At 62.8% G+C, this 16,905-nt stretch carries 18 protein-coding genes; 15 read left to right on the top strand and 3 right to left on the bottom strand.

The genetic code is table 11. From position 1 onward, the window contains the following. The first annotated feature begins 44 nt into the window (after positions 1-44). The 5 genes from EN964_RS06045 (at position 45) to EN964_RS06025 (ending at position 4,135) form a co-directional block, all read left to right on the top strand. Positions 45-416, top strand: a complete 372-nt coding sequence (locus tag EN964_RS06045) for a hypothetical protein (RefSeq protein WP_127270682.1) — start codon at positions 45-47, stop codon at positions 414-416. A 26-nt stretch (positions 417-442) separates the two neighbouring features. Beyond that, the gene (locus EN964_RS06040; RefSeq protein ID WP_127270683.1) at positions 443-1,201 is read left to right on the top strand and encodes a lytic transglycosylase domain-containing protein; all 759 of its coding nucleotides are present in this window, start codon (positions 443-445) and stop codon (positions 1,199-1,201) included. A 92-nt stretch (positions 1,202-1,293) separates the two neighbouring features. Then, positions 1,294-2,493, top strand: coding sequence for an ABC transporter substrate-binding protein (locus EN964_RS06035; RefSeq protein ID WP_127272575.1), 1,200 nt, complete (start codon positions 1,294-1,296; stop codon positions 2,491-2,493). A 57-nt stretch (positions 2,494-2,550) separates the two neighbouring features. Next, positions 2,551-3,231, top strand: coding sequence for a thermonuclease family protein (locus EN964_RS06030; RefSeq protein WP_245490631.1), 681 nt, complete (start codon positions 2,551-2,553; stop codon positions 3,229-3,231). 151 nt (positions 3,232-3,382) lie between these two features. Beyond that, the gene (locus EN964_RS06025) at positions 3,383-4,135 is read left to right on the top strand and encodes a GGDEF domain-containing protein (protein WP_127267697.1); all 753 of its coding nucleotides are present in this window, start codon (positions 3,383-3,385) and stop codon (positions 4,133-4,135) included. 58 nt (positions 4,136-4,193) lie between these two features. On the opposite strand, the gene EN964_RS06020 is transcribed toward EN964_RS06025, so the two are convergent. Together EN964_RS06020 and EN964_RS06015 are read right to left on the bottom strand one after the other, a co-directional pair. Next, complete coding sequence (locus tag EN964_RS06020) at positions 4,194-5,741, bottom strand: GMC family oxidoreductase (protein ID WP_164748746.1); 1,548 nt, start codon at positions 5,739-5,741, stop codon at positions 4,194-4,196. Between the two features lie 43 nt (positions 5,742-5,784). After that, positions 5,785-6,462 (bottom strand): FadR/GntR family transcriptional regulator, encoded by a 678-nt coding sequence (locus tag EN964_RS06015; RefSeq protein WP_127267698.1) that lies wholly within the window; start codon positions 6,460-6,462, stop codon positions 5,785-5,787. A gap of 204 nt (positions 6,463-6,666) precedes the next feature. On the opposite strand from EN964_RS06015, the gene EN964_RS06010 reads away from it, so the two are divergent. From EN964_RS06010 to EN964_RS05970, 9 genes are all read left to right on the top strand, one after another. Beyond that, positions 6,667-8,295 carry a GMC family oxidoreductase gene (locus EN964_RS06010; RefSeq protein ID WP_127267699.1) on the top strand — a complete coding sequence of 543 codons (1,629 nt, stop codon included), beginning with the start codon at positions 6,667-6,669 and terminating at the stop codon, positions 8,293-8,295. 290 nt (positions 8,296-8,585) lie between these two features. Continuing rightward, on the top strand, positions 8,586-9,737 hold the full coding sequence (locus EN964_RS06005) for a cupin domain-containing protein (protein WP_027039500.1): 1,152 nt from the start codon (positions 8,586-8,588) through the stop codon (positions 9,735-9,737). A gap of 80 nt (positions 9,738-9,817) precedes the next feature. Beyond that, positions 9,818-10,951, top strand: coding sequence for an LVIVD repeat-containing protein (locus EN964_RS06000; protein WP_127276246.1), 1,134 nt, complete (start codon positions 9,818-9,820; stop codon positions 10,949-10,951). Positions 10,952-10,957: 6 nt separating this feature from the next. Beyond that, the gene (locus tag EN964_RS05995) at positions 10,958-11,368 is read left to right on the top strand and encodes a RidA family protein (protein WP_127267701.1); all 411 of its coding nucleotides are present in this window, start codon (positions 10,958-10,960) and stop codon (positions 11,366-11,368) included. Between the two features lie 26 nt (positions 11,369-11,394). Then, positions 11,395-12,015, top strand: coding sequence for a glutathione S-transferase family protein (locus EN964_RS05990; RefSeq protein WP_013529861.1), 621 nt, complete (start codon positions 11,395-11,397; stop codon positions 12,013-12,015). After that, positions 12,015-12,944 (top strand): 5-formyl-3-hydroxy-2-methylpyridine 4-carboxylate 5-dehydrogenase, encoded by a 930-nt coding sequence (fhmpcd1, locus tag EN964_RS05985; RefSeq protein WP_127267702.1) that lies wholly within the window; start codon positions 12,015-12,017, stop codon positions 12,942-12,944. Before EN964_RS05990 ends, fhmpcd1 begins: the two co-directional genes overlap by 1 nt. 130 nt (positions 12,945-13,074) lie before the next feature. Further along, entirely contained in the window at positions 13,075-13,905 is an 831-nt protein-coding gene (locus EN964_RS05980; protein WP_127270364.1) for an ABC transporter ATP-binding protein, read from the top strand. Beyond that, positions 13,902-14,717, top strand: coding sequence for an ABC transporter permease (locus EN964_RS05975; RefSeq protein WP_127267964.1), 816 nt, complete (start codon positions 13,902-13,904; stop codon positions 14,715-14,717). Before EN964_RS05980 ends, EN964_RS05975 begins: the two co-directional genes overlap by 4 nt. A 39-nt stretch (positions 14,718-14,756) precedes the next feature. After that, positions 14,757-15,767, top strand: coding sequence for an ABC transporter substrate-binding protein (locus EN964_RS05970; RefSeq protein ID WP_127267963.1), 1,011 nt, complete (start codon positions 14,757-14,759; stop codon positions 15,765-15,767). A gap of 38 nt (positions 15,768-15,805) precedes the next feature. Here EN964_RS05970 and EN964_RS05965 read toward each other — a convergent pair whose 3' ends face one another. Further along, the gene (locus EN964_RS05965; RefSeq protein WP_127267962.1) at positions 15,806-16,231 is read right to left on the bottom strand and encodes a hypothetical protein; all 426 of its coding nucleotides are present in this window, start codon (positions 16,229-16,231) and stop codon (positions 15,806-15,808) included. 100 nt (positions 16,232-16,331) lie between these two features. On the opposite strand from EN964_RS05965, the gene EN964_RS05960 reads away from it, so the two are divergent. Continuing rightward, a partial coding sequence (locus tag EN964_RS05960; RefSeq protein ID WP_127276244.1) for a BMP family ABC transporter substrate-binding protein occupies positions 16,332-16,905 on the top strand: 574 nt, incomplete at its 3' end.

Below are 16,905 nucleotides of genomic sequence, written 5' to 3'. Positions count from 1 at the left end.
CACGCGACTATGTTATACGTCGCTAATATCTAGGGGAGCTCAATATGAAACGTTCTGCAAGACTGCTTGTTTCCGCTGCGACGCTGTTGCTGGCAGTCGGGTCGACGGGGTATGCCGCCGACATCATCGACGGTCCGACGGGCGACTATTGCCGTGTCGTCGGCACCTCCAACCTGGTGCTGAACGACAACATCGTCGATCTGAAGCAGGAGGTTGTGAAGTTGATGGACGAGTCGGTTGCCGTCGCCAACAGCTCGGAGTGGATCAACTCGTCGCGGCCCGTCTTCGTCTGGGCGTCGGAGGCCAAGGTCGCTTGCGGCAAGGCCTATGGCTACCTGAAGACGAACTACAAGGACGAAGACTACCTCAACAAATGCGAGTGTTTTCACGATCGCATGGTCGAGTACATGCACTGACCGGATAGCCACGCCTGTTGGCCATCATGACAGCCGACGGATCCTTCCTGAAGGCGGTCGCGGGTGCGATCGTGTTGTTTGGCTTTGTCCAAACGGTCACGCCGGCCAGTGCCAACTGGCTGGAACGACCATCCGTGAAACCACAGCTTTCGTCCGGACTGAAGCAACCGGTGCGCTGTGATCCGGCCACGGAGTGGACCCGGCAGGCTTTCAAGGCATTTGCGAGTTGCCAGGCATCGATCTATGGCCTGGAGCCGATGCTGGCGCATGCGGTGATGGAGATCGAAAGCGGCTTCGATCCCGACGTGCAAGGCGGCGACGGCGAAGTCGGCCTGATGCAGGTGATGCCGGCGACGGCCAGAATGCTCGGCTTTCGAGGTTCCCTGGACGATCTGAGCGCGCCGGCGGCCAACATCGCGCTGGGGGTCAAATATCTTGCACAGGCCAACAGGCTCGCCGCGGGCGATCTGTGCACCACCGTCATGAAATATCGCGCCGGGCACAATGAAAGCCGGTTCTCGGCCCTTTCGGTCCGCTACTGCCAGCGTGCGCGGGCAATCCTGGCAAGGGAAGGCTTTGAAGTGACCGGGCCTTTGCCGGTGGCGACGTTCGGCTTTTCCGCATTTTCGCCGGGCGGAGAGGGCGGAGCCCCTGCCCAGGCAAAGGGCGTTTGCGTGCGCCGCGTGTTCGTGCCGGGGCCGCGATACATGAAATGCGCCGACTATCGAAGTGCCGGGCAAGCAAGGCAGATCAGGGCGCTCAGAGGCAGGCTCTTCGGCGGCTAAAAGAACTACAGACGGCACTGCAAGTCCGCCGTAACATGCGTTGAAGACCAGACCGGGAACAATATCCGGCGGCACATAGGGGTGGAGCATTCATGGAAGCTGGCCGACAGGTCCACTGTCCGCGGACATGGGCAATCGCCTTGGCGCTCGCCGCGATCGTGTCGGGCTGCCAGTCGAAGGGCGGCGTGTCCGAAGTGCTCGATCCGGCGACGATTGCCGCGCCTGCCGGGCAGAACGGCGCCGCCGGTGGCGGTCCCGTCCAGGCGACCCAGTCGCTGGGTACCGGTTCGACCAAAGTCACGATGCTGCTGCCGCTGTCCGCCCCCGGAACGGCCGGGGAAAACGGCAGGAAGATGCTCGATGCGACCAAGCTGGCGATGACGGATATCGGCAACGGATTGCTGACGCTGACGATAGAGGACACCAAGGGCGACAGCGCGCAGGCCAGCAAACTGGCGGTAACGGCCATTACGACGGGATCGAAAGTCGTCATTGGCCCGACCGAGCTGCCGGCAGCCCAGCATATTGCCACGCTTTCGGGATCGAAGCGGCCACCGGTTCTGGCGCTTGCCGACAATTTCGCCGGCGGCGCCGGGGTCTATGCCGTGCTCCTTGGCGAAGCCGACAGCGCCGCAGCCGGCGCCGCGGGACTGGCCGCGAAAGGCAGCAAGAAGTTCGTACTGCTTGTCGCGGACAATCCAAACGCCGGCGCCATGGAGAAGCGGGTCGCAAACAGCCTCAGCATCTACGGCGCGGCGCTCGCGGTCACTCTCCGATATTCTGCCGGCGACGGTGGCGCGAAGGCGATCGACGAAATGGGCTCACTCGTGGACGCCCCCGACGCCGTCATTGTCGCCAGCGGCAATGGCAGTCCGGCGCCCATCCTTGCCGCCCTCAAATCGAAGGGCATTCCGGGAAAGACCATCTCCGTCGTCGGAACGAACCGTTGGCTGGAGCACCCCATGGATCCGCTCTTCGAGGGGGCGTTTATCGCCACGCTCGATCCAAGTGAAACCGGGCCGATCGCCGACCGCTTCAGGACGACATACAACTATCCGGCCGACGTCAATGTGGCCTATGCCTATGATATGGTTGCCTTGACGGCAGGGATTGCCAGCGCGGTCGGGCCTGATGGCTTCAGCAAGAAAGTTCTCGAAAATCCAAACGGCTTTCGTGGCTCGACCGGCCTGTTTCGGTTTCGGGCCGACGGATCCAGCCAACGCTCGATGCCGTTCTATCGGATTGAAAAAGGTGCGCTCAAGCTGGTTGCCAAATCGACGTCGGGTTTCTGACCGGCGCAAATCCCCGAGATCCTGTTCAAGCTGATGGGCAGGCGGGGCCGCAGCCGCTTGGCGATCGCACTCGGAAGCATCCTGCTTCTGGCCGGGATACTGCTGATCATTCAAGGCGGGGCGTTGCTTTCGGTCGATCGGCCTGTCCGTGCCCCGTCGCCGGATGTTGGCGATACCCGGCCTATCCGGCCGGTTGCCCCGGTTGCCGACGCACAACGCCTGGAGCCGGCGCGCAAGGTTGCTCAAGACCTGATCGCTCCGCCACGGCTTGATCCCGCTGAGATCGAAAGGGCCGAGCCCCGTCCGCCACTCAGCGAGCTCGGTCTCGCCGTGCCCCCGAAAACGCCAATGCCCGGGGATTGGCGGGAGGTCTTGCTCTACCGCCCGATTGCCACATCGTCGGCGATGTTCGAAGCCATGGGCCGCAAGGTGGTCATCAGCGGAGTGCGGGGCATCGATCTCGACAGCTCCTGCTCGTTTCATGACGTCACCTGGCCTTGCGGCCTTCGCGCACGCGCCGTTTTCAATTCCTGGTTGAGGGGACGCGCGCTGCACTGTTTCGTACCGCCGGACGTCGAGCGTTTTGCCGTCGCCGCACCGTGCAGGCTGGGCAAGCAGGATGTCGGCGCCTGGCTTGTCTCCAACGGCTGGGCCACGGCGCTGCCGAGCGGCATCTACGGCAAGGCGGAGGCGACAGCCCGAAAGGCTGAGATGGGCATATTCGGCCCGGCGCAATAGCCTGCCATTCATTCCCTGATGTTTTGTTTGTTAACCGCCACGGGCGCAGCCTTGATGGGGTCATCACGCAATCGATTAAATTGCAAGCTTCCTTGAAACTGAAATTGCAACACACCGGCCTTATACCAGCCCAACCACAGGAGATCGGCCAGTGATAAAGACTATGGCGAGCACCACCGACCAGGCATGGAAAAGCGTCGCTTTGCTGACCTTTCTGGGAACCGCTGCAATCCTGGGCGTTTCCGTCGGCCTCAATTATCTGCTCCTGTTCTCCGAGGCGCTGACGCCATTTGGGCGCAGCATGATCACGGCAATCCTGTTGCCCGTTGTCCTTGGCGTTCCGCTTTTTCTGTTCGTTGGATTAAAACGGATCGAGCTTCGTCGCTATCGCCGGGAACTCGACAAGTCGGCAACCTTCGACACCATGACCGGCTGCCTGAACGGAGCGGTCTTCACGTCGATGGTCGAAAAAAGAACGGCACGGCCGTCGGTACCGGGGCCGAAATCGGGCGCCTTCCTGGTCATCCATTCGGAACATCTGCGGTCCATCAACCTGCGCTTTGGTCTTGAATGGGGCGATCAGGCCTTGCGGCTCATAGCCTCGACCATACAATCGTCGGTGCGTGCGGAGGATCTGGTTGGACGCATGGGGACGTCGATGTTCGGGGTTTTCCTCGCCGGCGCGACCGAAGCAGAAGCCAGGGAAATCGGCGAGCGTATCCGGGCGCGCATCGCGCAAGTCTATTTCGCGCCAAAAGGGACCGAGGATGCCCTGACCGTCAAGGTCGGCGGCGTGGTGTTCGAAAACCAGGTGGAGTTCGCGGACATGTTCCGGTCCGCCGAGCAGCGCATGGCCGGCGTCCAGGACGGAGCCGCGTTTGAACTGACGCATCTCCATAGCTGACAATCGCTGGGAGCCAGAGCCATTCGGAACCCAGGGGAACTGTCGGACGCGGCCGCGGTTACGCTGAGGACGGGGTAGCCCGTGAAGACGCCGCCCAGGTTTCGGCGATGGCGACGATCGCGGCGTTGATCGGTCCGCTCGGGATCGCCGGCATCACCGAGGCGTCTACGACAAAGGCATTGTCGAAGCCGTTCAGCCGCAAGTCAGGATCGACGACGGCCTCAGTGTCACGACCCATCCGGCACGTGCCGGCCGGATGGTGATGGGTGGAAGCAGCCCTGGCGATGAAAGCATCGAGTTCGGCATCGGACTGAACCGGTGCGCCTGGCAGGATCTCCATATCGCGCCATTCGCCCAGAGCCGCATGATGGCCGACCATGCGCGCCCGCTTCAACGCCATCCTGAATGTCGCGCGATCGTGTTCGGTTTCGAGGTAATGCGGGTCGATGACCGGCTTGTCATTGCGACCAGGCCCGCTCGGTGTGATGCGCCCGCGGCTTGTTGGATGAGTGACGCCGCACAGGATGGTAAAGGCCGAGCCATAAAGCGGGGTCTTCAGGCCCTCGGCCGCCGACGGCGCGACGACGCAGGCCAGCACGATATCGGGACTTCCCGTGGAGCGGGTCGGGTCATCGCTGTGCAGGTACATCAGCGATTCGGAGTGCTGCAGGCGGGAAGGCGGCACCGGCTTCTTCGTGCTGTAGACATTGCCGAGAGCCAGCAGATGATCCTGCAGGTTGCGGCCGACATCGTCGCGATCGGCAAGGCAACGTATGTCAGCTTGCTTCAGCGTATCGGGACAGCCAATGCCCGACCGCATGAGGATGAGCGGCGTGGATACTGCGCCGGCGCAAAGGACGATCCGGTCGGCGCAGAGCGTTCCGGTCTGGCCCCCGCACACCACGCTCACGCCCGTGATCTTGTGGCCGTCCAGCACCAGGTGCTCGACCTCGTGGCCGGCAAGCAAGGTCAGGTTCGGCCGCGCCATGACCTGCGACGACAGATAGGCGTCGGCGACGCTCAGGCGCTTGCCGTCACGTATGTTGAGTGAATTGGGACTAGTGCCGACCAGTTCGCCGCTGTTGTGGTCGCTCAGGGCGGGAGCACCCATGGCGCGCCCGGCGGCGATGTAGGCCCGCACGACCGGACTGACTTCGGCGTCCGGCAGATAGACGTCCAGCGGGCCACTCATGCCGCGTGTCGGCCCGTCGAAGGCAGTGAAGGCTTCGCTGCGGATGAAGCCCGGCAACAACCCCCGATAGGACCAGCGCTCGCCGCCAGCTTGCGCCCAGGGTTCGAAATCATCGGCATGGCCGCGGACATAGGCCATTGCATGCAGGCAGCTCGAGCCGCCGACGATCCTGCCGCGCGGCCATTCATGGACGCGGTTGGCGGTGAAGGGCTGGGGCACGGTCCGGTAGCTCCAGTCGTAGGCGCGGCCCTGAAGCATCGTCCATTTCAGCGGATCGGCGATGTCGGGATCGGCCGGCATCGCCCCGGCCTCGACGAGGCCGACCTGGCACGACCGGTCTTCACTGAGCCGGCTGGCAACAACCGAGCCGGCGGATCCCGCACCGATCACCAGCACGTCGAAATGACGTTTCAATTTGAAATTCCCCGCACAGGCTCACTATCGGAAGCTGATACGATCACGCGGCAAAGGCGCCGGCATTCGACCGTTCCATGATCTGTCTCTGCACGGACAAAAGGTGCGTGCGCATTGCGGCCTCTGCCGCTTCGGGATCGCGCTGCGAGATCGCTTCGGCGATCAGGCGATGCTCGCCGTCGCGGTGGGCGATCCGCTTGGGGCAGGTGGGGGCTGCGGTGCGCGCAACTTTCACCCGCGCATCGACGCCGACCTGGCGCAGCATCTTGTAGAATTCCGCGGCGAGATGGTTGCGGGCCGCGGCAACGATCGCGAGATGGAAAGCGAAGTCGACCTCACCCGACGGGGCGTTCTCCGGCGTGGTTGCCGCGTCGAGGATCCGCGCCGTCTCGAAAGAGGAGGCGCGCAGCGACGCCAGTCGGGCAAGGCCCGGCTCCATGATCAGGCGCAATTCCAGGACCTCGATCGGATTGGTTACCCTGACCAGTTCCTCGCCATATCTCGGAAGGGCGGTCGGCGCCCGCCTGGCGCGCGCCGGTTTGAGGTCGCCCGAAAGGCGCAGCACTTCAAGCGCCTTGCGAAGCTGATGGCGCTTGACGCTCAGATGTTGCGCAAGATCGCGCTCGGACGGAAGCTTGCCGCCGCCCTGCTGCAACTGGCGGACCGCGGCGATGATGTCGTCGAGATCCGATGGTCCGACCTGCGGCTCGAATGCGCTCAAAACCAAATCTCCTGTCCGATCGGCAGACCGCCGACTCAACGTCCCGACATCATATTGTGACACGAAAACCTGTTCGACGGCACTCAACCAATTCAACCAATCTACAACTGTACGCAATGGTTGACAACACTAGTTGCGCGATGGTTGACTGCCCATGTCGACGGTTGCCATCGCGGCGGACCGTCTTTCTCCCGAGGATCACGCATGCCGGCTGGCGAAACCTTTGACTACGTCATTGTCGGTGCGGGATCGGCCGGCTGCGTGCTGGCGAACCGGCTGAGCGAGGACCCTGCCGTATCGGTGCTTCTGCTGGAGGCGGGGGATTGGGACCGCGATCCGATGATCCACATCCCGCTCGGCTGGGGCAAGATACTGACCGAGCGCCGCCACGACTGGATGTATTTCTGCGAGCCCGAGGCCAATGTCGGCGGGCGCAAGGTCGAATGCGCGCGCGGCAAGGTCATCGGCGGCTCTTCCTCCACCAACGCCATGGCTTATGTGCGCGGCAATCGCGGCGACTACGATCGCTGGGCGGCAAGCGGCCTGACGGATTGGTCGTTCGACAAGGTGCTGCCCTACTTCAAGAAGCAGGAGCGCTGGGAAGCGGGGGAAAGCCGGTACCGTGGTGGCAGCGGGCCGCTGAACACCCAGTTCTGCCGGTACAAGGACGAACTGATCGATGCCTTCGCCACAGCCAGCCGTGATGCCGGATACCCGCAGACCGACGACTATAACGGCGCCATACAGGAAGGCTTCGGCCGGCTGCAGATGACGATCGCCAACGGCCGCCGCTGCTCGACCGCGACCGCCTATCTGCGGCCGGCCATGCGCCGCGGCAATGTCAAGGTGCTGACCGGCGCGATGGCGACGAAGATCCTGCTCAGGGATGGGCGCGCGGCGGGCATTGCCTACACCAGAGGCGGGGCGAGCCATGAAGTTCTGGCGCGGCGCGAAGTCCTGCTTGCCGGCGGCGTCATCAACACGCCGCAGCTGATGATGCTGTCAGGCATAGGCGACGGCGGTGAGCTCGCGGCGCATGGCATCGAGACGAAGGTCGATCGTGCGCAGGTCGGAAAGAATTTGCAGGACCATGTTTCGGTCATCCTGATGTATCGGCGCAAACAGCCGGGACCGTTTCTCAAGATGATGCGGGCCGATCGTATCGGGCTGGATTTCGTCAAGACCTATCTCACCGGAAAGGGCTTTTCGGGAGATGTGCCTGGCGGCGTCGTGGCATTCCTGAAGAGCGACGCAAGCCGGCCGCTGCCGGACGTGCAGCTGCTTTTCACCGCTGCACCGCTGGGGGCATGGCCTTACATGTCGCCGTTCAAGGCGCCGTTCGCCGACGGCTTTGCGACCCGTATCGTTGCGGTGCAGCCGGAGAGCCGCGGCAGCGTCAAGCTGGCGTCGAGCGATCCGGTCGCTGCGCCGCTGATCCACCAGAACTTCCTGTCCTCGCAGAGCGACTGGCAATCGCTTCGCGCCGGCTTTCGCGTTGCGCGCAACCTTGCCAGCCAGCCGTCCATGGCTCCGTTCGTTGGCGCGGAGTTCTTTCCCGGCCCGAAATGCGAGAGCGACGAAGAGATCGACGAGCATATCCGCAAGACCTCGATCACCGTGCATCATCCGGCCGGCACGTGCCGCATGGGCGTCGATGCGGCATCGGTGGTCGATCCGGAATTGCGGGTGCGCGGCATCGCCGGACTTCGTGTCGTGGACGCCTCGGTCATGCCCGACCTCGTCTGTGGTAACATCAATGCGGCGGTCATCATGATCGCCGAAAAGGCCGCGGATCTGATCCGCAGCCGCGCTCAACAGAGCGTGGCGGCCTGATAGAGGCGGCCGGAATACAACCAAAGTCTTTTGGTTGAGACTGAAAAACTGCGTTGGTTGGACTGTCATGCGCTTCCGCATGGCCGTGGCGAAGCGGTTCCACGCCCTGATTGCGAGCCGTATCTCGCGCATTTCTAGGCTATTCTGCCTATTTTTGGGCATTTGCCTTCCAAAAATGCACCTCAACCAAAAACTTATAAAATTCGCAATTTGGCTATTGTCGAGCAAAACCAATGCGAATACGGTTGAGTTGGTTAGAAGTATTTTCTTCGTGACGAGAGGTGTCCGATATGTCCCTGGCGCAACCAGCTAACGATGTGCTCACCAACAAGAAGGCAGCACTCAAGGGCCTCTATGACGCCCTCTACGCAAAGAACATGTTTCCGTTCTGGGCGACGTCGGAAGGCGTCGACCATGACGAGATCAAGCAGCTGATGGCGACGTCGAAGGCCGTTCCCTTCGTGTGGTCCTATTCGGACATCGAGCCGCTGCTGCAGCGCGCCGCCGAACTGGTGACCATGGACGACAGTGAGCGCCGTTCGCTGATCCTGGTCAATCCCGGTCTTGCGCCCAAGCGTGCATCGGTCAGCACCATGTACACCGCCTACCGCCTGAACGATCCCGACGAGATCATGCCGCCGCACAAGCACTCGCCGAGCGCCATCCGCTTCGGCCTGACCGGCAAGGGCAATTTCACCGGCGTCGAGGGCGAAGACGTGGTTTTTGGCCCGGGCGACATGGTGCTGACGCCCAACGACGCCTGGCACAATCATGGCACCGTCGGCGGCGAGCAGGCGGTCAACCTGTCGGTGCTCGACTTGCCGCTGGTCGAAACGCTGCATGCCGTCCATTTCGACCACAAATACACCGAGATGGTCGATGGCAAGGAAGTCGAGAAGAAGGTGCAGACCGCCCGCTATCCCGGTGACTACTCACAGCGCATCTATGGCGAGGGTGGCCTGATGCCGCGTTTCGTCGACCACAAGCGCGGCGGCGGCCTGTCGTCGCCGATGTATGTCTATCGCTGGGAGAAGATGGAAGCGGTCCTCGACGCCCACAAGGATTGGGATGGCGACCCCCATGAAGGCATCGTCATCGACTATGTCGATCCGACCACCGGCGGACCCGTCTTCCACACCATCAATTTCTACGTGCAGATGCTGCGCCCCGGCGAGAAGACCTTGCCGCAGCGCGAGACCGCCAGCCTGCTCTTGGCGCCGTTCCGCGGCAACGGCCATTCGATCATCGACGGCAAACGTTATGACTGGAACCAGTTCGACACCATCGCCATACCTGGCGGTTCCTGGGTCGAGCATGTCAACGGCTCGTCGAGCGAGCCGGTGATCTTCTTCGGCGCCACTGATGCGCCGACGCAGAAGGCGCTGCTCCTCTACAAGCGCTGGGGCCGCAACCAGGCCGGCGATCTGCTCCGCCTCGTCTAGTTTCCGGTCCTTCGGCAAGCACTGTCCCGCCGCGATTGGCGGCGTGGACATCGAAAACGACGCTTCAGCAGCAAGGGTGTATGCATTTGGTTTCGGCGTTCAACACCAAGCAGATCGGCCATGTCGACTGTCCAGGCGGCGGCCAGGTCTGGGTCGATGGCAACATCCTTTATATCGGCCACATGCGGCCGCCGAGCGGCACGACGCTGGTCGATATTTCCGACCCGCGCAATCCGCGCAAGATAGCCACGATCGATGTTCCGCCCGGCTGGCACTCGCACAAGGTGCGCGCCAAGGATGGGCTGATGATCATCAACCACGAGCGCTTTGGCGATGCCGGCCCGGCCGATTTCGGCGGCGGACTGGCGCTTTACGACACAACCAAGCCGGCGCAGCCCAAGCTCATCTCGAAATGGATAACCGGCGGCAAGGGCGTCCACCGCTACGACTTCGACGGCCGTTACGTCTACATCTCGCCGACCGCCGACGGTTATGTCGGCAACATCGTGATGATCCTCGACCTGATCGATCCGGCACAGCCGGTCGAGGTCGGACGCTGGTGGATACCCGGCCAGTGGACGGGTGGCGGCGAAGAATACCCGTGGCATGACTATGTCACGCCGCGTTGCCACCATCCGCTGCGCATGGGCGACCGGCTCTATGTCAGCTACTGGCATCACGGCCTGTTCATCCTCGACATTTCGGACATCACCAAGCCGAAACTGGTCTCGCACGTCAATTCGAGCCCGAGCTTTCCGCATCCCACCCACACCTGCCTGCCGATCCCGCAGTTGCTGAAGGGCCGCAACATCATGGTGGTGGCGGACGAGGATGTCGCCAAACTGCGACCTTCGCCGCCGGCCTTCACCTGGATCTACGACATCACCGACGAGACCAACCCGTTGCCGATCTCGACCTTCCAGGTGCCGGGCCTCGACCCGGATGGCGCGCTGCAACCGCCGATGACCGGCTGCCACCAGCCCTCCGAGCGGTTCAATGGAACCGTCATTCCGTTTGCATGGTTCGCGCAGGGGCTGCGCCTCGTCGACATCGCCGATCCGTTCGCGCCAAAGGAAGTCGGCCATTTCATGCCCGACGCGCCGGAGGGGGCGGAGCGTTCCTCGTCCAACGACGTGACCATCGACGACCGCGGCATCGTCTACCTGATCGATCGCATCCGCGGCGTCGACATCATCGAAACCAGCGTTCTCTAGGGGGGTATGTTGAGCGACAGCACGCGAAAATCCGCCAGCCACTACGCCATCGGCAACAAGAACCCGAACCTGCCGTTTCATCCGGCGGTGCGTGCGGGCGATTTCATCTTCGTCTCGGGCCAGGTGCCGAAGGACGAGAACAACAACGTGATCAGCGGCACGATCGAGGAAGAGACGCTGGCGACGCTGAAGACCATTGCACGCGTCATCGCGCATGAAGGCGCGACGCTGTCGGATGTCGTGCGGATCACCACCTATCTCGAGGATACGCGCGATTTCGGCCGCTACAACAAGGCGTTCCTCGAAGGGATCGGCGACGCCGTTCTGGCACGCACGACCGTCGAGGCAAAGGCCGTCATCAACACCAAGATCGAAATGGACGCCATCGTCTACAAGCCGCTGCCGGCGAGCAAGTAGGCCTTGGACACTAGCGAGGAGACGACATGTACAAGCTGTTAGGCCGCCAGACATCAGGCAACGTCCAGAAGGTGCTCTTCATGCTCGAAGAGCTGGGGGCCTCCTACAAGCGCGAGGATTATGGCCGCCAGTTCGAGAACACGCAGACGGCGGAATACAAGGCGCTCAACCCGACCTCCAAGGTGCCGACGCTGGTCGACGGCGACACCGTGATCTGGGAGTCCAACACCATCCTGCGCTATCTCGCGGCATTCGGCGGCGAACAGTTGAATGGCGCCACGCCGGCCGAAAAGACCGAGGTCGAGCGCTGGATGGACTTCCTGCTGGCTGCGGTCAATCCGGGCTACCTGGCGGCCTTCAAGGGCGCCAAGCTCACGCCCGAAGAACAGACCGCCGAATACAAGGAACAAGTGAAGGACCTTGTCGCGCAGCTCAAGATCGTCGACGGCCACCTGGCCGGCAAGGACTTCCTGGCGCTCGGCAAGCTGACCCTTGCAGACATTGCCTGCGCGCCGATCCTGAAGCGCTGCGTCGACTTCAAGATCGACCGGCCGTCGATGCCCAATCTGGAGCGCTGGGTGGCCGCAATCGCCGCCCGGCCGGCTTTCAAGGCGGCAACCACTGCTGCTCCCGCAAAGGCGGCATGATGATCAAGCGCGCCGCTCTCATCGGACTGGGAACGATGGGTCCAGGCATCGCCGCGCGGCTTTCGCGCGGCGGGCTCGATGTGACGGCGTATGATGTTTCGCCAGGGGCAATCGAGCGCGCCCGCGGCATGCTCGATCTCGCCGGCGGCGTGCTCGACCGTCTCGACATCAAGGCGCCCGGGACTGGCGCCGGCAGCGTGCGTTTCGTCGAGACGATCGCCGAGGCCGTCGATGGCGCCGAACTGGTGATCGAGAACGTGCCCGAGAATATCGACATCAAGGCGCAGACCTATCGCGACATCGATCCGCTGATCGGCCCGTCTGTCATCGTCGCCTCCGACACGTCGGGCATCCCGATCACCAAGCTGCAGGCGCATATCTCGCAACCCGAGCGGATGGTCGGCATGCACTGGTCGAACCCGCCGCACATCATCCCGATGATCGAGGTGATCGGCGGCGAAAAGACCGCGCCTGAAACCGTGACTGTTATCCGCGATCTCATCCGCTCGATCGGCCTGCTGCCGGTGGTGGTGAAGAAGGACGTTCCAGGCTTCGTCGAGAACCGCGTGCTCTATGCGCTGCTGCGCGAGGCGGTCGATCTTGTCGAGCGCGGCGTCATCGAGCCGGAAGACCTCGACACCTGCGTATCCTGGGGCATCGGCTACAAGATTGCCGTCATCGGCCCGATGGCGCTGCTCGATATGGCGGGGCTGGATATCTACAAATCCGTCTCGTCCTTCCTGAATGCCGATCTCTCCAACCGTGACGATGTCGCGCCGATGGTGCTGGAGAAGACGGCCGCGTCGAAGTTCGGCATCAAGTCGGGCGAGGGCATGTTTGCCTACACGCCCGAGCAGACAAAAGCGCTGCAAGGTGAACGGGCGCGCAAGCTCGTCGCGGTGCGGCGCATCCTGGAAGGCCGGGAGTAGCCAATGTCACATGGTGCGCAGAGGGCAGGCCGGTTCGAGGAGTTCCACCGGTCGGCTGTTTGTGTGAAGGGCGCCTTCGCCATCAAGATGGTGCGGGTGCGGCAGAAAACAGCACGCGGGGCGGCAAGCCATGCGCATTGAAACCATCCGAGCCGCCGGCGACAGGCCGGCCCATATCCGCCATGACGATCTGATCTCCGCCAAAGGCGTTTCGGTGGTCATCGCCCGGCAGCTGATCCTCAGGAACATCGATCTTTCGGTGCCAAAGGGATCGTTCGTTTCCCTTATCGGCCCTTCCGGCTGCGGCAAGAGCACTTTGCTCAAGGTGCTGGCCGGGCTGGTGCAGCCGACCCAGGGCAGCGTTTCGATCGCCGGGCTCGCGCCGATCGAGGCTGCGCGCAAGCGGATGATCGGCCTCGTCTTCCAGGACGCCAACCTGCTCCCCTGGAAAAACGCCGTCGACAATGCCTCGCTGCTGCTCGGCATCGCCGACAAATCGCTGTCGCGCTCGGATCTGCGGGCGCGCGGGCAGGAGATGCTGGAATTGGTCGGGCTGGGCGACAGCGCCCACAAGCGGCCAAACGAGCTGTCGGGTGGCATGCGGCAGCGGGTTGCCATCGCACGGGCCCTGGCGCTCGACCCGGCGGTCCTGCTGATGGACGAACCGTTCGGCGCGCTCGACGCCATCACCCGCGATTCGATGGGCCAGTCGCTGCTGGAGATCTGGCAGCGTACCGGCAAGACGATCGTGCTCGTCACCCATTCCATCGACGAGGCCATCCATCTGTCGCGCCATGTTCACGTGCTAGGGATCAAGCCGGGGCGGATCACCGAGAGCCTCGACATTGCGCTGCCTTATCCGCGCGACCTGTCGGTCACCGAAGATCCGGAGTTCGTCAGGCTGGTGGTCCAGTTGCGAACGATGCTGCGCTCCAGCCATCAACCGGGAGGCGCGTCTTGAGCGACCAACCCATCACGGACCTTTCCGAGCCGCGCCTCGCCTCCAGCTGGAGTGCGGCGACCGGCAGTTGGCTGCCGGCGGTCATCCTCCTGCTGGTGACGATCGTGCTGTGGGAAGCGGCCGTGCGGATCTTTGCCATATCCGCTTTCATCATTCCCGCCCCTTCCGAGATCGCGAAGTCGCTGGTCGCGCAATGGGGCACGCTGATGCAGGCGACGCTGGTGACGGCGGGCGAGATCCTGTTCGGCTTCCTGGTCTCGGTCGTGGTCGGCATTGCCATTGCGCTGGTCATCGTGCGCTTCGATTGGTTGGGACGCGCGCTGTATCCGCTGGTGGTGCTGTTCCAGAACGTGCCGAAAGTCGCGCTGGCGCCGATCTTCATCCTCTGGTTCGGCTATGGGCTGGCGCCCAAGATCGGCCTCATCCTGGTCATTGCGTTCTTCCCGGTGACGCTCTCCATGCTGGCCGGCATGCAATCGGTCGATCGCTCGCTGCTGTCGCTGATGAATTCGGTCGGGGCCAGCCAGACGCAGATCCTGTTCAGGATCCGCGTTCCGCACTCGCTGCCGAACCTTATGGCCGGAACCAAGATCGCCGCCACGTTGAGCGTGATCGGCGCCATCGTCGGCGAATTTGCCGGGGCGTCGGACGGTCTCGGCTACGTCATCCAGTTCGCTTCGACCCAGCTCGACACGGCGCTGGTCTTCGCAGCGCTGCTGCTCGTTTCCGTGCTTGGCATCGCCTTCTACTACGCCGCCGAAATCCTCGAACGCATCGTGGTGCCGTGGGCGCCGAAATTCAGCCAGTCCTAGGCCCACTCGATCAACCAAATTCATAAAGGGGAACAAAACATGCTGAGACGGTCACTTATCAAGGCAGCTACCTTGGCAGCTTTTGTCGGCGCACTCGGCTTCTCCAGCGCGGCTCTGGCGGCCGACAAGGTCAACGTCCAGCTCGACTGGGTGGTGCGCGGCAATCACGCCATGTTCTTCGTCGGCAAGGAAAAGGGCTTCTTCGCCAAGAACGACATCGATGTGGCCGAGATCCGCAAGGGGTCCGGCTCGCCGGACGCGATGCGGCTGGTGGGTAATGAGAACGCGGATTTCGGGTTCGGCGATCTTCCCACGCTTGCCGTCGCACGGTCGCAGAATGTCCCGGTCGTGGCGCTGGCGGCTGTCAACCAGCACTCGCCGCTGGGGATCATTTCGCTGGCCAAGACGCTGAAGCTCACCAAGCCGTCCGACCTCAAGGGACTGACCATCGGCATTCATCCGGCCGGCTCCACCTACATCTTCTTCAAGGGTTTCCTGGCCGCCAACGGCCTGACCGAAAAGGACATGACGCTGAACAGCGTCTCGCCTCCCTATGAAAGCTATTTGCTGCTTGGCCGGGTTCAGACGGTCGTCGGCTATATCGATGCGGAGGTTCCCGAGCTGGAAGCGAAGGCCGGAGGCCCCGGCTCGCTCAGCATCATGATGGGGGCGGACCATGGGTGGAAAGCCTATGGCTCGGGCCTGTTCACCTCGCAGGCGATGATCAAGGACAAGCCGGACGTCGTACGCCGCTTCGTCAAGGCATACAGGGAGGCCTTCGACTATGTCGTGGCTCATCCGGAAGAGGCCGCCGAGATCACGGCCAAGGCCGCGCCCGGCTATGCGGAGAAAAAGGATGTACTGCTGGCGCAGATCAACGCCGACATCGCCTCGACGTTCAGCAGCCCCGACACAAAGGAACACGGTCTTGGCTGGATGACGAAGACGCAGTGGGAGGAGACCCTGAAGACGCTGACGGACCAGGGGGTGCTCAAGACGGCTCTGTCGGCGGACGACGTCTTCACCGACGCATTCCTGGCAAAAGAATAAGGGGCGCGCGGTGTTCGAACGGAAAGCCCGATGACCGCCTACCGGCAGACCAGGCTGTCCCGCGCGATGCCGCAGGACACATCACGCTCGCCTTTCGCCGCATCGGTGCGGTCGAGCGTGACCTGCACGCGGGTGGCATATGCGCGGCTCGCCAGACCGCACCACAGCCGCTCGACGGGCAGGTTCTCGCGTTTGTCGTTGAGGATCGTGAACGTGCCGGTCTTCGCATCGAACCAGAGCTCGACGCGGGTCTTCTTGCCCGGCTCGACCGTTGCGATCCCGGCTGAATACCAGTGGGCGAAGTCGGCGTTGCAGGAGAGGCTTTCGCTGCCCGCATTCGAAATCGTCAACGGAACCATGTCGAGCCCGTCAGTGCCGGTGCGGACGGTGACATGGTGCAACTCAACCGCGTTGGCGAAGGACGACAACGCCAGCATCACCGGAAGGCCATAACGGATCTTCACTTTGCCTGAGCTCCATAATGTAATTTTTCCTAGGCAGTCTATCTCGCTTTTGCGCAATAACAATAAGAATATTGATTGGTAAAACAACAGAGAGGGTAACATGTTAAAGTTTCTTAAGAGCAGTGTAAGTGCAGCTATATTGACCGGTGTCTTGATGAGCGGCGCGCTTGCCGGCGAGGTCAAGTCGATCGCCATCCTGACGCCCGAAGAAGGCACGGACTATGGCTGGAACCAGCAAGGCATCGACGCCGCCAAGGCGGCGGGCAAGGCCGCCGGCGTCGAAGTGGTCGTGGCCCAGGGCCTCGGCTATGGCGACGTTCGTCCGACCTTGCGGGAACTTGCCTCCGACGGCGCCAGCCTGTTGATCGCGCATGCCAGCGGCTACAACACCTCGGCGCCCGAAATCGCCAAGGAACTGAAAGTTCCGGTGGCGATCGTCGACACGCCAGCCGGCTTGGAGAAGGGCCTCGTCGCCGACTATACGCTGAGCGGCCACGAGGGTGCCTATCTGGCCGGCCGTCTCGCCGCCAAGGTGTCGCGTTCCAAGTCGGTCGGCATCGTCGTCTCGGGCGAACCGCCATCGTGGAATTCGCAGTCGGCGGCGTTCGCACAAGGCGTGAAGGCGGAAAACCCTGACGTCAAGATCACCTATGCGGTGATCGGCCCTGCCGCCT

Source organism: Mesorhizobium sp. M7A.F.Ca.CA.001.10.2.1 (assembly GCF_003998575.1).
GTDB lineage: Bacteria > Pseudomonadota > Alphaproteobacteria > Rhizobiales > Rhizobiaceae > Mesorhizobium.
Note: the sequence above shows the minus strand (reverse complement) of the source record. Positions and strands in the feature narration are given on the sequence as shown.